The organism is Nodularia sp. LEGE 04288 (assembly GCF_963896525.1).
Classification (GTDB): Bacteria; Cyanobacteriota; Cyanobacteriia; order Cyanobacteriales; family Nostocaceae; genus Nodularia.
In genome coordinates this window covers 12240-34311 of record NZ_CAWQOY010000145.1, presented here as the reverse complement: position 1 = coordinate 34311, position 22072 = coordinate 12240, and the positions used below count along the sequence as shown (strand labels likewise).

Sequence of the window (22072 nt, the reverse complement as noted above, 5' to 3'; positions counted from 1 at the left end):
CCACTCCCCACTCCCCACTCCCCATTACCCTACAACTTCTGCAACAACTCCTGAGTCAACTGAGAAAATGCTTTAGAACCAGATGATTGGGGTGCAGTTAAAACAACCGGCATAAAACTATCAACAGCCTTAGCCACATTCATATCAACAGGTATTTGTGATTTACAGATTTTATCTACACCAAAATCTTCCACAACCCGGTGCATAACTTGTCTGTAATATCTGCCATTAAGCAGATTAGAACTAGCCATACTAAAGACAATTCCCAGCATTTTGATATCTATCTTCGCTTCATGTTCGTGACTGTCTTTTAATTGAGCGATGCGTCTTTCTAATAGCTGAATACCCACCACAGACAAAGGTTCTGGTTTAGCAGGAAGAATGTAGAAATCGCTAGCAGCCAAAGCACTACGAGTCAATAAATTATAACCAGGCGCACAATCTAGCAGGATGAAATCATACTCCTCGCGCACTGGTTTTAAAATATTATTAATCAAGACTCTTTCAAAGCGATTCCAAACAGCTTCAAAGTCCTGTTCACCCAAAGCAGTTGCTTGTTGGTGCAGCATTTCTGACACCAGAAATTCGTCATATAAGTCAATATCTCCGGGTAATAAATCTAATCCAGTCAGATTACAAACCTCAGATTGAATAATATCTTGAATTGTCAGTGTTGCTTCTGGTTCGGGATTGATAACTTGGTCTATCAAATATCGAAATGTCTTGCGTTGTTTGCGACGCTTAGCAAAATCTAACGGCGACATTAAACTAAGTGTGGCGCTGATTTGGCTATCTAAATCTAGGACAAGCACGCGCTTACCATGATTTTTGGCTAAACAAGTAGCGATGTTGACGGTGAGGGTGGTTTTACCAACGCCGCCTTTCATATTTGCAGTAGCAATTACATATCCCATTGGTTAAGTCCTTTGTTGACGCATTCCCATAACTAGGTAGCGTATACTCCTAATGAATAATTAAAACTTCTCTTAAATTTAATATTTTCCGCAACCTTAAAGGTTAAGTTTGTCTCCATTGAGGCAGTTAGATTATAGCAGTGAGGGTTCAGATATAAAATACTGGGAGAGAAAAATCCTCAAAACCGGGTTTTAGATTTGTTGACAGTAATTTTCCCTCTTTTTTAGCTAACGCAGAGACGCAGTTAGCTGTTCGGCAAAGCCGTTCTCGCAGAGTAAGCTTTCCCGCAGGGTGGCGCGGAGAGTATGAGTGAAATCTATACAAACATATGTAAATATGAATTTAATTTGCCAGAACTATAATATATTCATTTTTTGTAAAAAGACTAAACATAGTTTTATTTATATACATATCATTGAGTGATCTTTATCACACAGAGAACTCAGCTTGTGTCATAATTTAGGGTGTATACGGTTTTTGCCAATGTAGCAATTTTATTGAGGTAAACTATATTGCCTTTTAATCCTGAACTGTGTCGTAACGAAAGCGAAGTTGAAAGCAAACTCATAGTTCAGTATTTGTTGCCACAGTTAGGGTATACTCCCGATACGTGGCATCAAGAAGTTGCACTTGGTAGCATTCGTTTGGATTTTTTAGCATTTGCAGTACAAGTTATTCCCTTGGTTTTAGATGCTAATTCACCGATGAGTGTTGTCATGGAGGCCAAGCATCCCAGGCAAAATTTAAATAATCATTTCCTCAGACTCAGGCATTATTTAACTAGTTTGAATGTGCGATATGGGTTGCTGACTAATGGGAAGGAGATCAGAATTTATGAAAAATTGAAATCTGATCTTCAGCTAGTTTTTCAGTGTTCTGGGAAGGATGTTGAAACAGAAATCGGTACAATTAGAGGTTTGATTGGTAGAAATAGCCTTCTGAACATACAGTTTATGGGAATTTCTGATAATCAAACATCTGAGAATAATTTAGGTTTTGAATCAAAGAGGAAACATTCAATGAAAATAATTGCAATCTACCACAATAAAGGTGGCGTAGGTAAGACTACTGTTACCGTTAACTTAGCAGCAGCTTTAAGAAAAACTGGAAAAAGGGTATTAGTCATTGATCTAGATAGTCAAGCTAATACTACACTGGCAACGGGATTAATTAAATTTGATGATGAAGAACTAGACGATTTAAAAGACTGTAATATTGGTAATATTTTACTTTCAGAAGCACATTTTCCAATACAAGATGTTGCTAGAACCTCTATCTTTACTAACCCAGAGATTGATGTTGTTCCTGCTCATATTAACTTAATGGAAGCTGAATCAGTGCTTATTCAAAGGACTGATAGTAAAGTAATATTGATGGGAAAACTGAATGTAATCAAAGAGAATTACGATATTGTTATACTTGATACACCTCCTGCTATTAATCTGTTTTCAGAAATTGCCTTAATAACGGCTGACTATTTACTTATTCCTTCTGACTTAAAGCCTTTTGCCAATCAAGGACTGCTAAATGTAAAGGAGTTTATCAAGCGAATCGATAATTTTAGAAAATATATTAGCAAAACACCTATTACAATACTTGGTGTTCTTCCTTGTAAAATTTCCACAAATGCTAAATTTATCCAATCCACTTTACCAAAACGTCTAGAGCAAATTACAAAACGCTATGGTTTGAATGTGATGGATACTGTCATATATGAAAGAGAGGATCTAGCGAAATGTAGCGAACAAGTTAAGGTTATAGGAGCAATGGAAGTACCTGATCCCAGGTCTATACTTGATTTTAAACCAAATTCTACTTCTGCCCAAGAATTGACATTATTAGCAATAGAAGTTTTACAAAAAATAGGAATGGCTGAATGAAACTATCTAATTCATCTATAGCTGTAAGAAAAATATCCTCGACTGTTCCATGCTCACAATTTTCACAAGATGAATTGAACCATGCAGCAGAGTTAATTTTGAAGCTTGGAGGAATCATCAATCCCTTAATTGTGCGGATAACTAGTACACAGTCATACGAGGTTGTTGATGGACACTTTGAATACTACGCTGCGGCTAGAGCAAAAGAGATAGATTCTCAAAAAGGTGAGTATATTGGAGCATTCATTATTGAGCCAGATAATGAAGACGTTTTACAACAAATTGCATTAATAAGAAAAAAGGAATTGGTTGACAAAGAGCTAACACAAAAGTTACAAAATATTACTGATCAGATTGCTCAATTGGCTGAATCAGTCAAAAGAATTGAAAATACTATAATTCCACCAAATCCTGGTGAAAACGGTAAAACAAAGGTTATATATACACTTGAAGAGCTTGAAAAGATGAAAGTTTCAGAGCTTAAAAAGATAGCAAGAAAACAACAAATACCGGGTTATTCAAGAATGAAGAAGGATCAACTCATTGAAGCAATTATGAATAATCAAAAATCATAATTATCAAGATTTGTTTGATCATGGTCATTTTCAACATCATTCTAGCTATTTAGCAGGTAGGGTGCGTTAGCGGTAGCGTAACGCACCAAAATATTAATAATGGTGCGTTACGGATTTCATCCTAACACACCCTACAATATTTGTTTTTTTCATAAATAAAACCGAATTTCTATAGTTATTTTCAACATCATTCTAGCTATTTAGAATTGGAATTTTACATGGATAGACTGGAATCTAAAATCATTATTTCTAATAACTTCTGATGGACAGCAGCTAGATAAACCGTATCCATCGCCGCATACTGTAGTTGCTTGTCGCTAAGAGGACGCATTCCCCAATCGCTGGTTCCTAGCTCTGCATCTACATTGACAAAGTGACAGAGTTCTGATGCTAAAGTTTTTAGTTTTAAATTGGAAACTTCCAGGCGTTCACGGCTAATTTTTCTAGCTAGTTGGTACGTACAGGTAATATTGCTTGCGAGCTTTTTTCCTAAATACTTGAGGTCAAAACCAGCATTGTGAAAAACCTTTTCAATATTGGGATTAATCATGATTTCGTTAATGAAATATTCTGCCAAATCATGTTTATCTAATACATCGAGAAGGTAAGCAGATACACCTGTGGAATCTGTCGGCTCAGCCAATACCTGAATCAGCGATAATCTGGGATAGTGAGTAGTAAAATCGGCAATTTCTGTATCTAACCACAGAGTTTTAGTAGATGTTAATGTGGAGATGAACTCCTGGATTTCTGTTGCTGTTGTCAGGTAGTGCATTGACTAAAAATTTCTCAGTAATAATTAAATTTAACCCAATACGGTTCAGTTAAGCCTCAAATAGACCCTCTACGTAGGTTGGGTTGTTCGCAGCAAGGAACATAGCTTGCTTCCCGCAGGGTAACCCAACAAAGTCCTGGAAATGTCGGGTTTCACTTCCTTCTACCCAACCTACAATTTTATTAACACCAACTCTATTGCAATTTAAGCAATCAAACAAATTAATTGGTCTTCAAACTTAGCTTTGGGGTTGACCATTTTTACTTTCTTCTCCTGACATAATATACCAATTAAGTGTTGAATGTCGGTTTCTTTCACATCTGGAAACTGTTTGGCTGCTTGGGAAATTAAAGTAGTAATACCCATGAAAGCTTGCGTTTTGACTAGATTTAATAAAAAATCTTTGACTGGTAAAACTTCTTTGATAATTGTAGATTTAGAAAAAAGTTCTAAATCCTGCAATAACATACAATTCTGCAAAACTTCAGACTTACGGGTTAAAGTTTGTAATTGCTGCAAAGTAATAGTTTTATATCCAATCACTAATTCCTGTGATAGTACAGAATTAACCAAGAAATTATAAGTAGCTAAGTAATGGACTGACTGAACATTTGGGATGATGTGAATATGTTGAGTATTGGTGAAAATCTGGCTGTAGATTTTATGATCTGCAAGTTTTACTGTTCCTACATTACCAATTCTGAGCAGTAAAAGTTTTTGGCAAATATTTTGCTCAATTGTTTTTTGACAAGCATTCATTACCTGAAAGAAACTTGTCATATTGGCATCTTCTGTCCAGACTATGCCGATTTTTTGTCCCTGAGTTGGTTGTTGATAACTCAAAGAATAGCTGGCATATTTGCCTGATATCAGTTTAGGTGTTACTTGTACTTCTAATGCTTCTAAAGCGACTTGCAACATCCGAATGAGTTCAGGGGATGATAGCAAGGAAAGTTTAGGAAATTTTTCCTGAATTTTTTTATATTCCTGCTGCCATAGTAATTGAAACTCTGCGTGAGGATCTAGTTTGACTCCGCGACCTGTCCCTATCAGATTAGTTTTATATTTCTGATATTCGCTTCTACCTAAAAGTAATGCATTTCTAGGGTCAGTTTTACCACCTGGAAAATATTTCTCTAAAATTTGGCGATTTAAAGGAATGATAGGAGATTCTGGTTGAGGTTTAGCTGCTTCATATAGTGTCTGTAATATATACTTCCAGAGTGCTTCAGCTTGATTGAGGTCAATATTTTTAAGTTTAACTAACTTATCAATTCTCGCTTTATCAGACTGTGTAATTTGTTTCCAACTTTGCCTCCAAGGATCTGTAACTATAGTAATGATAATCAGAAAATTCTGGATGTTTTCATTGTGAAGAGTGGTGTTGACATTAAATATTGCTTGTGGATTAGATAACCAATTCGGTATGCTTTCCACCTGATCAAAACATAAAACAATTGGCTGAGTTGCTGTAGAAATTTTGCCAAAGTTGGCTAAGATGTTTTTAGCTGCATCTTCGGTATCAAGGCAATTGCTGACGTTTAAAGCCTGCATTGATTCTTCACTTAAATCATCTCCTCTTAACCACTCACAGGCTAGGGGATAAAGTTCTGGATTTGTGAGGTCATGTAGAACTCCAAAAAAACTTTCAGGATTATAAATACTATCAGTTTGATAGACTTCTATCAGATGTTTAATAAATTTTTGCCGATCAGTTAGCAATAAATCGAAAAAATTATCATTAAAAAGTTTCTTTTTGAGGGTATTTTTAGTGAAGGCTGATAAACTTTTAAGCCAGATAATTAACTGAGAGTCTTGCTTTCCATCTGGGACTTGAATTAAGCTATCTACTGTATAACGCAAGATATGTCGCCAGATGTACTGGTCATCAACCCAAGGCCCTATATAAGCAAAAAAAGCTTTCGGGTTAAGGGTGCGTTTTAGTCTCCCTAAAACATAGCTTTTGCCAGAACCGGAATCACCAACTAGGAAAATAGTCCGACTAAAATTATCTGTAGTTACTAGGTTGAGAACTTCTTCAATTTCGGCTATGGCTTCTTGATGAATTGAAGCTACCATAGATCCACTATCTTGGTTTTTCCCCCAAAAATTACCTGTCCTGGAATTTACCCGGTCAAAGGGGTTTATCTCGCGCTTAATAATCTCGTCGATAGATGCCATGATTAATTACCCTGATGAAGTAAAATGATTTATGGAAAACTAATTTATCTATTGTTAGTTAACACTGACAAAGAACAAGGAACCACCAACATTTTGTGAAATTCCGGCATTAATTTGTTCTGTAGTGTAAGGTGTGGGATCTAACAATGAACTCAATTCAATTGAGTCACTTCTTTGTAAGCGATACAGTACCTGATCTAATTCATCTCGTGATAAAGGCGGTTGTAGCTTTTGACGTAAATGAAAAATGGGGAGATAATTCTCTGTATTTAGTTCCTTATCTAATTTCTGAATAATTTGTAAGATATCTGGCTCACTGACATTGAGAATCGTTTTTGAAGCAACGTTTTCCCCAAGAGGTAATGAACTAGAGGCTTGTTCTGGTTTGATTCGTAAATTCTGACGCAAAAACCGCAGGTAATTATTGAGTAGATCGAGATTGATATTTGCTTGTCCTTGGGGGCTGTATTCATCCCGTAAAAACTCAATTCCTCTTTGGGTTAGCCAAATCGACCCTTGTGTCCTTTTCATTTTGACTTCAGCTACAATCAAGCCTCGATCACCCAGCGCTGTGAATATCGCGTTTCGTTCTGCTGCTTTGAGTGAGGTGATTTTGCTGGGGGCGATGTTACCGGAAGCTTGAGCAATCTTTTCTAGTACCTTGAGTTCTTTAGCTGCAATGGGGACTTGGGTGGGATCTTTCAGCAGTGCTTGACCTGGCGGTAAAATTTTGACTGTGGCTATCTCACGGGTATAGTCTACCAGCTGGCGATCGCCTAAATCCTGACAAATTTTATCCTTACCCTTAAAACCTTTAAAGATATTTGTACTCAGACTTGACCGATAATTTGCACACCCCAACAAATTTAAAAGGAATTTTAACTCATTCGTATCCATGCGTGTCAGCCTGCTTGTACATAACTCAGGTATACTGTAGCTTGAATGGCACTAATTTACACATCTTTCCCATGTTAGCAATAATTAGTGCTATTGGCTACAGCCAGCTATGCAAACATTATCCTTTGATTTGCCGCAGGGCATTAAAAACCTTACCCCGTAAGCCCATTGGTAAAAACGACAAACCCCAGCCTGTCAAAGCTTTAGTGGTAGAAAAAGACTTACCTACCAAAATTAGTTCTCTCCCTTTTTGGGTTTCACCCTGGTTAATTAAACGCAAACCCAATAATAATTGCGATTCAGCTAGGAGATGTTGTCTGATTTTTTCTAATTTATCTGATTCAAATTGATAATTTTCTAAATACCGAATTTTATCAAACAAATAAGGAATTTCTCGCTCAATACCCTGCTGTTCTGCATGGTGGCGATATTCCATTAATAATTCCGGTAAATAATAACCCTTTTTATCAGCTAAAGCCAGCCTGACAAATAAATCATTATCTTCACAATTTTGGATATTAGGTAACATAAAGCCCAAGTCTTGCAAGGTCTGACGACGAAATAAAGTCGCGCCAATTTGAAAGCTTTGGTTGATAAAAACTACCTCTAATAAATTATCTACTATCCCGGCTTTTAAATTATCCCGACCCCAGAGACGAGAATTTTCCTGAGTCTTTGATTCATCCCGGATATTGTCAATATCAATTATCCAATGGTCTGTACCCACAAAATCAATGCCAGAATCTTGATCAAGTATTGCCGCAGTCCGGGCTAAAAAATTAGTGGTTAGCCGATCATCATCATCAAATTTAATAAAATATTCACCCTTAGCTGCATCAAAACCAGAGCGCATATTATTGCTTTTACCAATATTTTGCGGATGACGGATATATTGAATCCGGTGGTCTGTGTACTGTGACATCAATTCAGGTGTGTCATCAGTTGAACCATCATCACAAATAATTAATTCCCAATCTTGATAAGATTGCTGAAGTACGCTTTCTATGGCGTAAGGCAGAAGATTTTGTCGATTAAATGTAGGAATACAAACACTAATTTTAGCCACAGTAATTAATTTAAATAAATTTACAATTTAACCAGGGTTTTCAATATTACTTAGGGAGTATTTTAATAAATCATCTCAGATAAATTTATCAGGGACTGACACAATAAGTAATAATATTTATTTACTCTATTATCTTTAGTGATAGCAACATTTTATCTGTGAATATACAAAAACTTCATCATTTTTGGCAAATCTTGAAAGCGTTTCTCTGTTGAGTGAGGTAGAAGAACCCCACCCCCAAGCCAGAAGGGGACGATAATTTACTTCATGTGATTAGGAAAGTCTATGATCATCAGCTTGTCATTGATGAAAACTTTACACAAAATAGATCAGAGATATTTCAAATGACATTTAGCCGGAAATCGGGACTGGTAGATGTGTCATATTTTAATTTAGTCTAATTTTCGGTTAATTGGTTATATGCACATCTTAATGCTGTCCGCTACTTTTCCTTATCCGCCAACGCGGGGGGGAACTCAAGTGAGGACGTTTAATTTACTGAAATATTTGAGTCAAAGTCATGCTATCACTCTGGTGACTCAAGGCGATGCCTACGGCGAGCTGCGCGATCGCGATGTGACAGAAGCAGAAATCGCCCAATTGCGGGACTGTGTAGATCATCTAGTTGTGTTTGAACGTCCGCCAGATTCTGGAACTGCATCGGGAATACTGAAGAAAATACAACGCTTGAGTCAGTTTTGGCAACAGGGAACCCCACCCAGTGTACTCAGCCGCTACTCAGTCCAGATGCAAGCATGGATTGATCATTTTGTCGAGGAGCAAAAATGTGATGTGATTACCTGCGAACATAGCGTCAATGAAATTTATGTGCGATCGCATTTTCAGAAATCTCTCAGAACCATAGTCAATATTCATAGTTCTGTCTATGGTAGTTGTCTTAACCAGCTAACAACAGGCGTTTCGGAAAATCGACTCCGAGATCAAATTAATCTGCCGCTTTTACGTCGTTATGAACAAAGATATGGCGCGAAATTTTCGTCAATGGTTGTAACTACAGAAGATGATAAAAGTCAATTAGAAAAATTTCATCCTCACAGTGAAATTACAGTTATTCCCAATGGAGTTGATTTGGTAACATTTTCTAACCGTACCCATGATCCCGGAGGATATAGATTAATATTTATTGGGGCAATGGATAATTTAGCAAACATTGATGCCGTCTGCTTTTTTACTAATCAAATTTTACCAGAAATTCAAAAAATATATCCCCAAACAACTTTTGATATTGTCGGTTCTCGCCCTGCGCCCGCAGTTTTAGCACTCACACAACAACCAGGAGTAAATGTCACTGGAAGAGTGCCTGCAATGGGAGATTACTTACACAAATCAACAGTTTGCGTTGTGCCGATGCGGACAGGGTTTGGGATTAAAAATAAGACTTTAGAAGCAATGGCTGCTGGTGTGCCGGTAGTGGCAAGCGATCGCGGTTTAGAAGGACTAGCTATAGACACCCCACTCCGGGCATTACGTGCCAATCAGCCTGCTGAGTATGTCGCCGCCATTAGTCAACTTTTTGAGAGTCCCCAACTGCGTGAGCAATTGTCCCATAACGGTAGACAACTAGTAGAAACCGAGTTCACCTGGGAGATAGCGGGAAAACGTTATGAACAAGTTTGTTTGGGGCTGAATCAACAACATTAAAAAATTGAGAAAAGAGGAGTGAGCCGCAGCGATCATGTTTATCCCGCAGCCATCACTCCTTTGACCTCGCGCGTTGATAAGCTGTTATGCTTATTTACAAATACAGCAAATTAATTCTTAACTTTTATCTAACTAAAGTCGCTAATAATTGTTAAATTGTTATGTGATAAGCTATACAAAAATCTCTTTTTACTTAACTCGACTTGATCCATTTTTTTCGCAACGCGATTGGTATCACTGAAACCTTTGTGGGGTTGGTGTTGTAATTTTTGGATTTCATCGATAATCGTCATGAAAAAAATCGGACAATTCCCGTAAATTGGGCATTAAATTTGGATATTCGCATTAAATGAGTATTTAATAGCATTCATTTGGAAGCAAACTGATTGTATTCCAGAACACAATAAAACTTAAAATTAACCCCATACCTGGGTTAGTAGTAGACTGACTCTTCCGGTGGACGTTAGAGACAAAAATGGTAGTTACTGTCATAAATGGAGGCAAAAATAATCACCAAGATTCTATACAAAGCAGTTCAAGAAAAAGTAAAACTTTGGAAACTGAGATATAGAGAAACAGATGTTAAGTTGCTCAAAATTCCTGAAATCGCCTAAAAATCTGCTTTGCATTCATTTGCAGATCCAGAAATAGCTGCATTCCTTGTGATCAAAAATCTGCTATTACAAGCGTTAAAACCGGGGGCATATTTATTATGGACTGGTCGCAAAATCTACAACAATTCCAAGACTTCGTATTATTCAAATTTCCTCAACCGCCATATTTTTTAGTTTTAATTGGCTTGTTAATTAGCCTTGTCTGTGGTTTACCATTTGCGATAACTCTGCAAAAACGAGTGCAAGATTGGATTCAAAATCATTCTCCTGCTACTCTACCCAGATGGGCAAAATTACAACTTTTCATTCCTTTTATCGGAACGGCTATTGGTGTTTCTATCGCCTTGGCTTCGATGTTAGAAATTTTTGGTGTCCCGACGCTGCCTTCTTATTTGCTATCTTTGCTAGTCACAAGTTTAGTGGGTTCATGGGTTTGGGCGGAAATCGGTAACCTTTTAGGTCGAAGACTTTTACGCTCCTATTTAGCTCAGTCTGCAAAGTTGTCTCACCAAAGGTAGAAGTAAGTTATTATCACAAAATGTAAAAATTTAATAAGTGAAAATTCTGTAAATAAACATAATTAATCAATACTATGCAATTCTCAATTTGCCATCTACAAATGGTTAAGAATTTAGCCGTAATTGCCAAATTGTAGTTACCCAAGTTCCGAGACACCTGTTTTGTGGTACGTTGAAGGATTAGTAGAATACCAGAACATATGTACATATTCAGGATTGATTTGGGCAGCAATTGCAGCTGATTCAAAGTTTCATGATTGGGTATCTTCAAGAAGGGCGCAATTAATCCCAGTATTGATCTAGTGGACTTTTTTGCTCAACTTCTGCAAGCAAGTAGCGGGATTTTCAGGTGAACATAGAACATTTCATTCAAAGCGCAGAAGCACTGCACAGCCGTTTAGCAGATTTGTACCAAACCGCTAGTGTATTACCTTGGATTCCGCCGGAATTGCTGCCCCAAGCTTTTAAGGAACTCTATAGTACCTCTAAAATGGTGCAATTAGCGGCAGAGGAACTTTATCAGCAAAATGAGGAACTGATTCAAACCCGCAATTGGTTAGAAGCTGAACGCCAACGCTACCAAGATTTATTCGAGTTGGCACCAGACGGCTATTTAGTCACTAATGGCGAAGGCATCATTCAAGAAGCTAATCTGGCCGCAGCGCAACTGCTAAACGTTTCCAGACAATTACTAGTAGGCAAACCAATCGTTAATTTTGTCCGCCTCGAAGAACGACAGCCTTTTCGTAGTCAACTCAGCCAGCTATGCCAGTCGGACAACGTGAGAGAATTAGTTGTGCGTCTGCAACAAAATCACGGCGAGTACTTTGACGCAGCTTTCACAGTGGCTGTAGTGCGTAATGAACAGGGTAAAGTTAACTCTCTGCGTTGGCTGTTGCGTAATATTAGTGAACGTCAGAAAAAGAAGACAGAACTAATCGATAATGACAGTGATTTAATTCAGGATCGCCCGATATATAAACATCCCAAAGGAGAAACTATTCTCCTGAATCCTTTAGTCGTTTGGTATGTTCGCCAAGGCTTAGTTAAGCTCAATACTTTTTGTGAAACTGGTGAAGAGATATTGATCGGATTAGCGACACAAGACATGGTTTTTGGCTCTAATATGACTTCTCTACCCATTTATCAAGCCACAGCCCTGTCAGATGTCGAATTAGTCTCAATTTACGTCGCAGAGATAGCTGTAAACCCAATGTTGAGCCATATTCTGTTACCAAAAATCAATCAACGGTTACAACAGACAGAATCTTTTTTAGTGATTGCTGGTAAGCGGCGGGTGGAAGAAAGACTTTACCATCTATTGCAACTTTTAAAACAACAAATCGGCGAGCCTGTAGCAGAAGGCACTCGCTTAAGCGTTCGCTTGACTCATGAAGATATTGCTAGTGCTTGCTGTACTACCAGAGTGACAATTACCCGCTTGATGGGAAAATTACAACAACAAGGTTTAATTAGTTTTGACTCCAAAAAATATATTATTTTGAAAGATTAACACCGCTGCGCGGAAGTCAAAGGTCAAAAGTCAAAAGGCTTTTATTGTGCAGGATAAATAATTTATGTTAGGGATCATTGTGTTGATTTTCTAATATGCAGACATTCGGCAATACTACTCGATCATCGAGTTACATCTTAGCATTGGACTTAGGTACGACAGGTAACCGCGCTTTTGTATTTAACGTAGAAGGGAAGATTATTGGGCAAGCATACAAGGAACTGACTCAGTATTATCCTCAGCCGGGATGGTTAGAACACGACCCTGAAGAAATCTGGCGGGATACCTGCTGGGTGATGCAAACCGCTATTAAAAATGCTCAAGTTACACCATCGGAAATTGCGGCATTGGGGCTAACTGTGCAGAGGGAAACTTGCTTAATTTGGGACAAAACGACTGGGAAGCCATTACACCCAGCGATAGTATGGCAAGACCGCCGCACTTCTGCTGTTTGCCATCAGTTGCAAGCGCAAGGCTACGCTGAAGAAATTTCCGATCGCACTGGCTTAGTTATTGATGCTTATTTCTCGGCTACTAAGTTGAGATGGCTATTAGACCATTGTACTGGAGTTGACCGCAAAAATATCTTAGCTGGGACAATTGATACTTGGATATTGTGGAATCTTACAGGGGGAAAAGTTCACGCCACCGACCACAGCAACGCCAGCCGGACAATGCTGATGAATTTGTCTACTGGTGCATGGGATCAGACACTTCTCGAATTATTACAGATTCCGGCTGAGATTCTGCCCCAGATTCTGCCCAGTTTAGGTAAATTTGGCGTTACTGATCCGGCTTTGCTAGGCACTGAAATTCCGATCACTGCCATTTTGGGAGACCAGCAAGCGTCCCTATTTGGTCATGGATGCGATCGCCCCGGTTTAATGAAATGCACCTATGGTACTGGTAGTTTTTTAGTGGCTCACACTGGCTCAAATATTGTTCGTTCTCAGCGGCAACTAATTTCTACAGTGGCATGGACGCAAGCCCAAAATGGTAATAAGTTAGATATGGGTTATGCCTTGGAAGGCAGTATGTTTACCAGTGGTGCTTGTGTTCAATGGTTACGTGATGGCATCAAATTAATTAAAACTGCCGCCGAAACTGAAGTCATGGCTAATCAGGTGACAGATACAAATAAAGTCTACTTTGTGCCGGCTTTTAGTGGACTAGGCGCGCCCTACTGGGATATGAGCGCTAGAGGAGCTTTCCTTGGGATTACCGCCAGTGTACAACCCCAGCATTTAGTTCGTGCAGTTCTAGAAGCGATCGCCTACCAAGTTCTAGAAGTAGTCCAGGCAATCAATGCCTCTTCTGATACTCCCATGCAGCAGCTAACTGTAGATGGTGGTGCTTGCGAGAACAATTTTCTCATGCAGTTTCAGGCAGATATCTTGGGAATTCCCGTAGAACGCCCCAGGATGCGCGACACCACTGTACAAGGTGCCGCCTTTGCCGCAGGTTTAGCTGTGGGATTTTGGCATGACTATACAGCATTAGTCAGTCAAAGGCAAATAGACCGCATCTTTGAACCAGGCAAAGGCCAGCATCAAGCACAAGCCAACTTCGCTATGTGGCAACAAGCAGTTAAACGGACTCTGGCTTGGGGAGAATAGGGAAGCCGGAAAAGATGAGGGAAATTTTTCCCCCTCATCCCCATCATCTCCCTCGACTGACTTCTAACATCAACTTTGAATCCCAAGTGTAGTAGCCAATTTTTTCAGGGACTCTGGAAAATCGCCCGGTGCGATAGCCTCGTGATAGTTCATTCAGCACCTTAGTTTTCACCTCTCGCACTTCTTCCTCATCTAGTTCACCATAAAGACCGGTGATGATGTCCGCCACACTGAAAACTCTCCCTGAATGTTTTTCCAAGAAATCAGAAAGAGCATCGATCAAAAATTGACCCTCAAATTCTTCAAGCATGGGGACTACATTTGGATTGGCGCTGGGGAGTGGTTTCTTCTTGTTGTACTTGGCAGATTGAGAGTAACCTTTGGTCTTATTAGAGGTTACTAAACTTAAGTTGAGAGTGTAACAACCAGGCTCGTCAGGAATCCCAAACCAGACACGCCTTTCTCTACCCTGTGTCAGCGAAGATTGGACTCTACCTTTGACAACCTTGAAAATGGGCGGCTCTAAATCTCCATAAAGCGATCGCACAATAAAATCTATATGACAAACAGTACCCAGATGTTCGTGCAGCAAACTTCTGATCGCTTCCATCCGACTTTGAGGTTGATACTCAGGTAGCATGGGAATGTCTGGAACTTTGATTGATTGATCTTGACTGGCTAGGGATGTGGTTGATACTGGCGGTTCGGGAATCTCTGTAGTTGTCGCAGAATTATCTATTTCCCCGTTGTCTGAATCTGAAAGTTCAGACCCAGTAGAGTTAACACTTTGATCAGGTACAGATGACAATGAGTCTTTTGCCGTCGGGGGGGAGAGCTGATGACGCATCTGCACGTTTTCCAGATGAGCGATGGTCGCATTTGAGGAACAACAGTTGTTAGACAACAAAGCATCCACATGATCGAGTTGCGATCGCGCCTGTGTGTATAAGCTTTCATACTCTTCTACGAGGCGAGCATAGTAGTCTCGTAATTCTAATAGTGGAGAGAGAAAAGCTTCGGGGGGTTCTAATGGTAAGAGATTATTCATCAAGCTTTAAATCATCCTAAATCAATATCACTTTTGTAAGTCATGGCTCTAGGTTTTGCTTTTTGAGATGACTGATGAGATTTTTTTGGTGCTTGCGGTGGTCGGCATTCCTCGCAATATAATGGACGCGGACCGAAAGTTTCCCGTTGTGTAGTTTGGTCGCATTGCTTACAGACAAAATGGAAAACACGAGTATGAATCTGTCTTTTATGCGCCCTGACAGTATATTCCCTAACATCAATGAACTTACTAGGCATAATCCAAAAGAGTGAATTTGTTTCCTATCAATATAGCTATTCAAGCAAATGAAATCAGATCCGTGTATGTTCAATTGTAAGTTTTATTTCCATCAGTGATTTGGGTTCAGCATAACTTGGGAGTAACCAATAGGCTATCTGCTGGAGATAGATATAGTAATTATCAGCATTCAAGTGTCAATCCCCTCTATGTCTCTGGGTTACTAAATATAGAAATTAGACATATTTCCGGCAAAATTTATGACAAATTGGCTGAAGTGTCCATATTGCACTTCAGGTTATCTGTTTTTATGCGGGTCAAATAATTTTAGATTTTGGTTAGCGAGTCAGCGTTCGCGCAGCGTCTCGTAGAGAGCGTCGTATTTTGGTTCGACCCCAAAGATAAATCAGATGGCTTGTACAATTCAGGAACTATTGGTCAACAAAGATCACGAAAAACCGCCTCACAATAGTAGGAAGCGGTGGTCTGATTCAACCGTATTTCTCGGTGATGTCTATGAGGTTGTTTTTAGAATCTACCTTGCGAAAGATTTAAGGATTTCGTTGAAGTTAAATCAAGAAATTTTTTGTCCTGATTTATACCTGATGTCAAGTATCTTTTGATCCGAAATAAATCTGACTTCAACTGACAATTGCTCACTAATTAACGAGATTGAAAAGATTACCTTCCACTACCGCGATCCAAATTTAGGGGATGAAAACAGTGGAATTTTAGACAGTTTATATAATTACTGAAATTTGCAACTTGCTCACTGGCGTTTTTATCGAAACAAAAAAAATGGTTATTCATCTGCCGAATTTAAAAGTCTTGATTTTAAAATTTACTAACTGAAGTAGTAAAATCATAAATTGAATTTACCAGAGCTATATGTTCATCCTTGCTCAGATGGCAATTCTGATAATAATCATCTAAAAAACAGATAATTGCCAAACTTGCAGATTCTAGTTTTGCCCTTTTCCTAGCTGCCCTAATAGCTTGATATAATTCCGGATAAATATGGTTATTGCTAATTCCTATTTGCTCATCAGGCATCCAACACTTAAATGCATAACCTTCAGGCAATGGAATTAATTCAATTAACCAACCATGATATGAATCTTGCCATTTCATTCACAATTCTTCTCTTAGTTCAGTAATTAAGGTTTTTACCTGACTTTTTTATGTGCGAATCAAATTATATAACCTATATATGCAATCACTGTGCAGAATTTGTGCAGAATTTGTGTAGAAAACAAAGGTAACACTTTTTACATATTATCAGCGACCAACTCAAACAGTACTGTAGTGGCGTGGCAAGGCTAAAATGTTGCAATAGCCAGTAGGGTGGGTTAGGACGGTAGTCCGTAACCCACCATTATCCTTCAATTTAAGTGAGGACGGTAGTAACCCACCATTATCCTTCAATTTTTGGGTAATTTATTTTTTGGTGTTCCCTAAGATGTGTACTTCATTTACTTGTAAAGTGCTGTAACTCCTATTTGAGGCGATAACCCAGTCCATGAACTGTTTCAATAAAATTTTCTGGCGCACCTAAAGCTCTCAGCTTTTGTCGGAGACATTTAATATGAGACCTGACAGTTTCCTCAACAGGGGAATCGTCCACAGACCAAACCTGCTCAATAATGCTAGAACGGCTCAACACCCTTCTGCCATTAGCAACCAACAATTCTAAAATTGCGTATTCTTTTGGTGTTAATATCAAAGGGTAACTGTTATAACTAACTTCATAAGTACTGGGGTTAAGGTGCAGTTTTTCCCAAGATAAACTGACTGTACTTGCAGAAGTACCTCGTCTGAGTAAAGCCCTTATCCGAGCCATTAACTCTTCTAAATCAAACGGTTTAGCCACATAATCATCCGCCCCTGCATCCAAGCCAGCTATCTTGTCAGCCACAGTATCACGAGCCGTTAACATTAACACTGGTGCGCCGCAATTTCGATGTGCTGGATGACTTGTGCCAGCAGTACGTAAGCGTTGACAAAACCTGATACCATCTAGTTTTGGCAGTGTGACATCCAGCAGCACCAAGTCATATTTCATCGATTCTGCTGAGTTCCAAGCTGCTTCGCCATCTTTGGCAACGTCTACTACATATTGCCTTCTACTTAAAGCTTCTGTTAGTACCTCCGCCAGTTGTATATCATCTTCAACTACAAGAATTCGCATAATATATCCTTTATTTAGCTGATATATTGAACCAGGCTAGTCATAAATTAGACTTTTCAAACATCCTCTTAAGCGTTTAAGAAATATTGCAGTTTATTTAACTGTAAGCGATCGCAATTATAACGATTAAACGAGTTATTTTTTCAACAATTTTATGAAACAGAAATTTATGCAATGGTCTTTCCCCGGAAAATGGATTCTTGGGGGGTTTAGTTTAACCTTGTTGCTGATGGGTGTAGTTACCTTCGCTTCATTTAAGAACACAACTGAAATCCAACAGGGGGCTGATAGGGTACAGCATACTTATCAAACTCTCAATACTTTGACAAATTTTTATGCGGCGATGACAGCAGCCGAATCAGCCCGGCGAGGATATATATTTTTAGGTAGCAGTCAAGATTTAAAGCGACATCAAAATGAAGTAGCAAATATGCAAACTGAACTCAAGCTGTTAGAGGAACAGATACATCCTAGTTTGAGTCAGCAACAGCGATTTTCACAGTTGAATTTATTAGTAAATCGAAGATTAGCTCTTTTAGAAGAATCTATAGAACTTTATCACACAGATCAAACTGCATTACAAATTCAAAATGATATTACTGAGCGTAGCGTTAAACTTAGAGAAGAAATGCGGCCAGTGATAGCAGAGATTAAAGCTGAAGAACAAAGTTATCTCAGAGCGACACTAGATAAATCTCATGCTAGTATTCATTTCAGAATTTGGATAGAAATACTGGGGACAATTTTGAGTCTTGCCGTTATTTCTAGTTTATGTGTTATTCTGAATCGTCAATGGATAAAACACGATCAAATTGAGTCTTTAAAAGTTTCTCTGGCTCAACAAAAAGAATTTAGTGAGTTAAAAGTTCGCTTGTTTGCGATGATTTCTCATGAATTTCGGACACCTTTGAGTATTATTTTGCTATCTTCGCAGTTGTTAAGTGAAACTCTGCAAGAATTGGCAGATGAGCGGCAATTTAAAAATCTCTACCGGATTCAGTCTTCAGCTAAATTAATGAATCATTTATTAACGGATATATTAACTTTAACCAGGGCTGAAGCCGATAAACTAGATTACACACCGCAATTGATTAATGTCGAAAATTTTTGTTTGAATTTGGTAGAAGATTTACAGCTTTTTGGTGCAACATCCCATGTCATAGAATTCAGGAATCATGGTCAGTGTTTCCGTGCGAATATAGATGAAAAGCTATTGTACTCTATTCTGAGTAATTTACTATTGAATGCTATTAAATATTCTTTTGCTGGTGGGCATATATATTTAATTTTAAATTCAGAAGCTGAATATATAGTTTTTCAAGTAATAGATGAAGGTATAGGTATTCCGCCAGAGGAACAACCAAAAATTTATGAGCTTTTATATCGTTGTCAAAATGTGGAAAATATTGTTGGTATTGGTTTGGGTTTACCTGTGGTGAAAAAATGTGTGGAACGACATCAAGGTGAAATTACGATGAAAAGTGCTGTAGGTGTGGGTACAACTTTTACGGTGAAGATTCCGCATCAGAATAAATAAAGAAAACCTCACCCCAACCCTCTCCTTATTAAGGAGAGGGAGCCGGAATACAAATGAGCCTCGCGAAATGATGACTGAAAAACAAGTTAAAAATATTTTAGATGAGTGTGAACAGTTAATTAAAATTATTGCTAAATAAATCGTCACAACTAAAGCAAAGCTAGGAAAATAAACTTTTGACTTTTGACTTCCCCAACGGGGTCGCCAGGTATCGGATTTATGAAATGTTGATTACTGCGTGGGAAATGAGGCTGTGATAAATGGTTACAAAATTTTGAAAGCTTTATAGGTTACACTTTACAAGTCGCAACGCGAGAAGGCTGAGAAGCTGCATCGCATACTGGTTCGGGCTATAGGTATCTACGTAGGCTGACCCTTTTACTCCTAAAATGAAAGTAGGTAGGCTTCCCCTTCCTCCTCCTGAGTTTACAACAAACTTTATTAGTTTCTCAAAACTCACCCAGCCGTCCCCCACGCCGAACGACATCCCCCCCTCGACCAAAGTGACATTGTCGTGCCACCATCCTACTTTCTTGGCGAACTGTAAATAATTTGAAGAGTCTGTGCCTATCCAGTCTTGTGGTTTTATCCCCAGTCTATTCTTAGTGCTAATCCAGATTTCCTTCTGCACCCTAAAGCCAAAACGGTTGTCTGCGTTGACCCAAAGCTGGTCTATTCTCTGTAGGTCTGGACAAGAGAAACTATTAATGTTGTCTAAATCTAAATCTCCTTCTTTTTCTCTTTGGGCAATATTAAGCATGAGTCGCTCTGTTTGTCGGTTAGCTGCTTCCCAATTTTTAGCATCCAAAAAATATTCAAGTTGAGCATATAAATGTTTGGTAAGAGATTGCTCAACCTGCGGCTTAAGTTCGGCTGTTGGGGTGTTGGTTGAGAGTAGTTCAATTAAACTTCGATGAACAGATTCAATAACCTGACTGTCAAGAATTTTTGAACTGAGTTCAGGATATGTTTGAAGAATTGTGAATGCTTCAGTATAAAATTGTCTGGCTTTTTGTTTATTTTCTTCTTTAAATAAATTACCTTGAAAATTCAACATGAATACATTTAATTCTAATTCTAGATTTGAGAGGCTTTTTTGTTCCTTATAACTTTTTGATGCTTCCCAGAATTTCGTACTTCTCTTCAAGGCTTTTTCAGCCTCAGTCTTATTTCCAAGATGTTGATATGCTAATGCTATAGATGTATGTAGTAATGCTTGTTTAAATCCAATATCATCCATTTTATCAGACTCTTCCGCTAAAATTTTAATTTTGTCGGATAAATTGTTTTTATCTGCGGATGAAAGTTTATCTGCCAAATTTAAGATTTGTTTTTTATCTGCTACAGATTTTATTATGTCCTCAAGTTCTTTTTGTGTATTTATTAATTCTTTTCCAGAGTTTATCGCTGCTACAGCTATTAAAGATGCTCCTATTAATGTCACTATTACAATAATATAACTACGACGAATTAATCCTTGAGCTTTCTTATTAGCCTGATGAAGTTTCTTGTTTATCTGCTCTGCCGCGTCCCTATCCTTCCTCTCTCTTTCCAAAGCAGCTTCTTGTTCTTGAGCAGCAATCTGCTGCTGAATTTCTTTCTCTTTACTCGCTGCTAAAAATTGTTTATCCTGATAACTTAAATTTTTATCTCTCGCCCATGCTTCAGCTTCTTGTAATGCTTTTCCTCGCAGCAGTCGTGAGTCATCAACAAACCCAGAAGCCACCCAAAAACGAAAACTTTCAGAATATGGACGCAGATTTTGTAATTGATTTTCAATCCAATTTATTTCAAATATTTCCCGATAAATTTGGTTATAAATTTTCAGCTTACCATGCTGTCTCACAACTAAGCCTGAAAGCTGTAATTCACTTTGCTCTAATGTATCATCTGCTATTACCTCAGATTTTTCCTCACTCAGCCGGACTTGCTGATACAGTTCTAATAAATATCCAGCCCGTTGTTCATCTCTGAGAATTCTGGCTTGAATGGTTCGCAAATGTTCAGGTTCATCCTGTGATTCCCAATTTTCAATAATCCGTGACCTGACAACTTGTTCAACAGAACGAGGGTTTTCTTGTTCAGATTCCTCAACCATGAACTGACACAGCTTTTGAGTCAAAAATGGTTGTCCCCCCGTCCACTGCAATATTTCTTGTATTATCCCTTGGGGATTACTAAATTTACCGTAGAAACCCTTTTTTAATGGTTCAGCTTCATGCAATTGAAAGCCCTTGAGGGAAATAGCCTGACCAATATTAAACGGAGTACGCTGTTTATCTCCAATCAAATTGCTAGGTGATGCGACCCCCAACAAACAAAAAGTGAGGCGATTGTATTCAGGATTATCAACACGCTTGTTATAACAAGCACGAATCAAAGCAAAAAAATCATCTGTAGGAAAATTTAGACTGAGGACACTATCGATTTCATCAATAAAAATAACGATGTTTTCTGGAACTTTAACAAGTAATACTTCTTCCAGAAACTTGCGAAATCGCGTGACTAATGAATTTAACTGATTCGCCTCCCACCAATCACCAAAATCTAAATCTATTTCAAAACTATCAATGAGCGTATCGATTAAATCCGCATACCATTGTTCAGGAGGGACATTCTGAATACCACCAGCAGAAAGGTCAATTGCAGCACACTGTACACCATCATTTCTCAATCGCTGCATGGTTCGCACACGCAAGCTCGATTTTCCACTTTGGCGCGAATTCAATACGTAACAAAACTTTCCCGCTGTCAGTCCTGCATACAAATCAGTATCAGCTTCCCGGATAACATAGGTACTGGCATTTTCAGGTAGACTTCCAGAGAATATGTATTGGTCAACCATGATTT

General features: G+C 38.5%; 16 protein-coding genes and 1 pseudogene. 7 read left to right on the top strand and 10 right to left on the bottom strand.

What is annotated here, in order from left to right; translation table 11 throughout:
- Positions 1–29: 29 nt before the first annotated feature.
- Complete coding sequence (locus AACX33_RS20830) at positions 30–914, bottom strand: ParA family protein (protein ID WP_194000996.1); 885 nt, start codon at positions 912–914, stop codon at positions 30–32.
- Positions 915–1427: 513 nt separating this feature from the next.
- Here AACX33_RS20830 and AACX33_RS20825 point away from each other — a divergent pair.
- Together AACX33_RS20825 and AACX33_RS20820 are read left to right on the top strand one after the other, a co-directional pair.
- Positions 1428–2795, top strand: a complete 1368-nt coding sequence (locus AACX33_RS20825; RefSeq protein ID WP_194000998.1) for an AAA family ATPase — start codon at positions 1428–1430, stop codon at positions 2793–2795.
- Positions 2792–3370, top strand: coding sequence for a ParB/Srx family N-terminal domain-containing protein (locus AACX33_RS20820; protein ID WP_194001000.1), 579 nt, complete (start codon positions 2792–2794; stop codon positions 3368–3370). The genes AACX33_RS20825 and AACX33_RS20820 overlap by 4 nt, the downstream gene beginning before the upstream one ends.
- A 244-nt stretch (positions 3371–3614) precedes the next feature.
- On the opposite strand, the pseudogene AACX33_RS20815 reads toward AACX33_RS20820, so the two are convergent.
- The 4 genes and pseudogenes from AACX33_RS20815 to AACX33_RS20800 form a co-directional block, all read right to left on the bottom strand.
- Positions 3615–4145 (bottom strand): annotated as a pseudogene (locus tag AACX33_RS20815) (DNA translocase FtsK); the annotation flags it as partial.
- A 204-nt stretch (positions 4146–4349) separates the two neighbouring features.
- Positions 4350–6326: an ATP-binding protein gene (locus tag AACX33_RS20810; RefSeq protein WP_194001002.1), complete on the bottom strand. Its 1977-nt coding sequence runs from the start codon at positions 6324–6326 to the stop codon at positions 4350–4352.
- Positions 6327–6380: 54 nt separating this feature from the next.
- A complete protein-coding gene (locus AACX33_RS20805) occupies positions 6381–7223 on the bottom strand; it encodes a transcription factor RcaD (protein ID WP_194001004.1) in 843 nt (280 codons plus the stop codon).
- A 118-nt stretch (positions 7224–7341) separates the two neighbouring features.
- A complete protein-coding gene (locus AACX33_RS20800) occupies positions 7342–8289 on the bottom strand; it encodes a glycosyltransferase (protein ID WP_194001006.1) in 948 nt (315 codons plus the stop codon).
- Between the two features lie 420 nt (positions 8290–8709).
- On the opposite strand from AACX33_RS20800, the gene AACX33_RS20795 reads away from it, so the two are divergent.
- From AACX33_RS20795 to glpK, 4 genes are all read left to right on the top strand, one after another.
- Positions 8710–9951 carry a glycosyltransferase family 4 protein gene (locus AACX33_RS20795; protein ID WP_194001008.1) on the top strand — a complete coding sequence of 414 codons (1242 nt, stop codon included), beginning with the start codon at positions 8710–8712 and terminating at the stop codon, positions 9949–9951.
- 712 nt (positions 9952–10663) lie between these two features.
- Complete coding sequence (locus tag AACX33_RS20790) at positions 10664–11083, top strand: hypothetical protein (protein ID WP_194001010.1); 420 nt, start codon at positions 10664–10666, stop codon at positions 11081–11083.
- Between the two features lie 349 nt (positions 11084–11432).
- Entirely contained in the window at positions 11433–12596 is a 1164-nt protein-coding gene (locus tag AACX33_RS20785; protein ID WP_194001012.1) for a PAS domain-containing protein, read from the top strand.
- 95 nt (positions 12597–12691) lie between these two features.
- Positions 12692–14212 (top strand): glycerol kinase GlpK, encoded by a 1521-nt coding sequence (glpK, locus tag AACX33_RS20780; protein ID WP_194001014.1) that lies wholly within the window; start codon positions 12692–12694, stop codon positions 14210–14212.
- 43 nt (positions 14213–14255) lie between these two features.
- Here the strand turns inward: glpK and AACX33_RS20775 are convergent, their stop codons facing one another.
- From AACX33_RS20775 to AACX33_RS20760, 4 genes are all read right to left on the bottom strand, one after another.
- On the bottom strand, positions 14256–15260 hold the full coding sequence (locus tag AACX33_RS20775) for a hypothetical protein (RefSeq protein WP_194001016.1): 1005 nt from the start codon (positions 15258–15260) through the stop codon (positions 14256–14258).
- An 11-nt stretch (positions 15261–15271) separates the two neighbouring features.
- Positions 15272–15517 carry a hypothetical protein gene (locus AACX33_RS20770; RefSeq protein WP_194001018.1) on the bottom strand — a complete coding sequence of 82 codons (246 nt, stop codon included), beginning with the start codon at positions 15515–15517 and terminating at the stop codon, positions 15272–15274.
- A gap of 814 nt (positions 15518–16331) precedes the next feature.
- Positions 16332–16628, bottom strand: coding sequence for a hypothetical protein (locus AACX33_RS20765; protein ID WP_194001020.1), 297 nt, complete (start codon positions 16626–16628; stop codon positions 16332–16334).
- A 364-nt stretch (positions 16629–16992) separates the two neighbouring features.
- Positions 16993–17685: a response regulator transcription factor gene (locus AACX33_RS20760; RefSeq protein ID WP_194001022.1), complete on the bottom strand. Its 693-nt coding sequence runs from the start codon at positions 17683–17685 to the stop codon at positions 16993–16995.
- A gap of 154 nt (positions 17686–17839) precedes the next feature.
- Between AACX33_RS20760 and AACX33_RS20755 the strand changes: the two genes are divergently transcribed.
- On the top strand, positions 17840–19222 hold the full coding sequence (locus AACX33_RS20755; RefSeq protein ID WP_194001024.1) for a sensor histidine kinase: 1383 nt from the start codon (positions 17840–17842) through the stop codon (positions 19220–19222).
- Positions 19223–19505: 283 nt separating this feature from the next.
- On the opposite strand, the gene AACX33_RS20750 is transcribed toward AACX33_RS20755, so the two are convergent.
- A complete protein-coding gene (locus tag AACX33_RS20750) occupies positions 19506–22067 on the bottom strand; it encodes an AAA-like domain-containing protein (RefSeq protein WP_194001026.1) in 2562 nt (853 codons plus the stop codon).
- Between the last annotated feature and the right edge of the window lie 5 nt (positions 22068–22072).

Excerpts from the sequence above, each read along its gene's own strand:
- AACX33_RS20760 (WP_194001022.1), bottom strand. The coding sequence starts at position 17,685 with ATGCGAATTCTTGTAGTTGAAGATGATATACAACTGGCGGAGGTACTA.
- AACX33_RS20810 (WP_194001002.1), bottom strand. The coding sequence starts at position 6,326 with ATGGCATCTATCGACGAGATTATTAAGCGCGAGATAAACCCCTTTGAC.
- AACX33_RS20750 (WP_194001026.1), bottom strand. The coding sequence starts at position 22,067 with ATGGTTGACCAATACATATTCTCTGGAAGTCTACCTGAAAATGCCAGT.
- AACX33_RS20820 (WP_194001000.1), top strand. The coding sequence starts at position 2,792 with ATGAAACTATCTAATTCATCTATAGCTGTAAGAAAAATATCCTCGACT.
- AACX33_RS20770 (WP_194001018.1), bottom strand. The coding sequence starts at position 15,517 with ATGCCTAGTAAGTTCATTGATGTTAGGGAATATACTGTCAGGGCGCAT.
- AACX33_RS20755 (WP_194001024.1), top strand. The coding sequence starts at position 17,840 with ATGAAACAGAAATTTATGCAATGGTCTTTCCCCGGAAAATGGATTCTT.
- AACX33_RS20805 (WP_194001004.1), bottom strand. The coding sequence starts at position 7,223 with ATGGATACGAATGAGTTAAAATTCCTTTTAAATTTGTTGGGGTGTGCA.
- AACX33_RS20830 (WP_194000996.1), bottom strand. The coding sequence starts at position 914 with ATGGGATATGTAATTGCTACTGCAAATATGAAAGGCGGCGTTGGTAAA.
- AACX33_RS20775 (WP_194001016.1), bottom strand. The coding sequence starts at position 15,260 with ATGAATAATCTCTTACCATTAGAACCCCCCGAAGCTTTTCTCTCTCCA.
- glpK (WP_194001014.1), top strand. The coding sequence starts at position 12,692 with ATGCAGACATTCGGCAATACTACTCGATCATCGAGTTACATCTTAGCA.
- AACX33_RS20795 (WP_194001008.1), top strand. The coding sequence starts at position 8,710 with ATGCACATCTTAATGCTGTCCGCTACTTTTCCTTATCCGCCAACGCGG.
- AACX33_RS20765 (WP_194001020.1), bottom strand. The coding sequence starts at position 16,628 with ATGAAATGGCAAGATTCATATCATGGTTGGTTAATTGAATTAATTCCA.
- AACX33_RS20790 (WP_194001010.1), top strand. The coding sequence starts at position 10,664 with ATGGACTGGTCGCAAAATCTACAACAATTCCAAGACTTCGTATTATTC.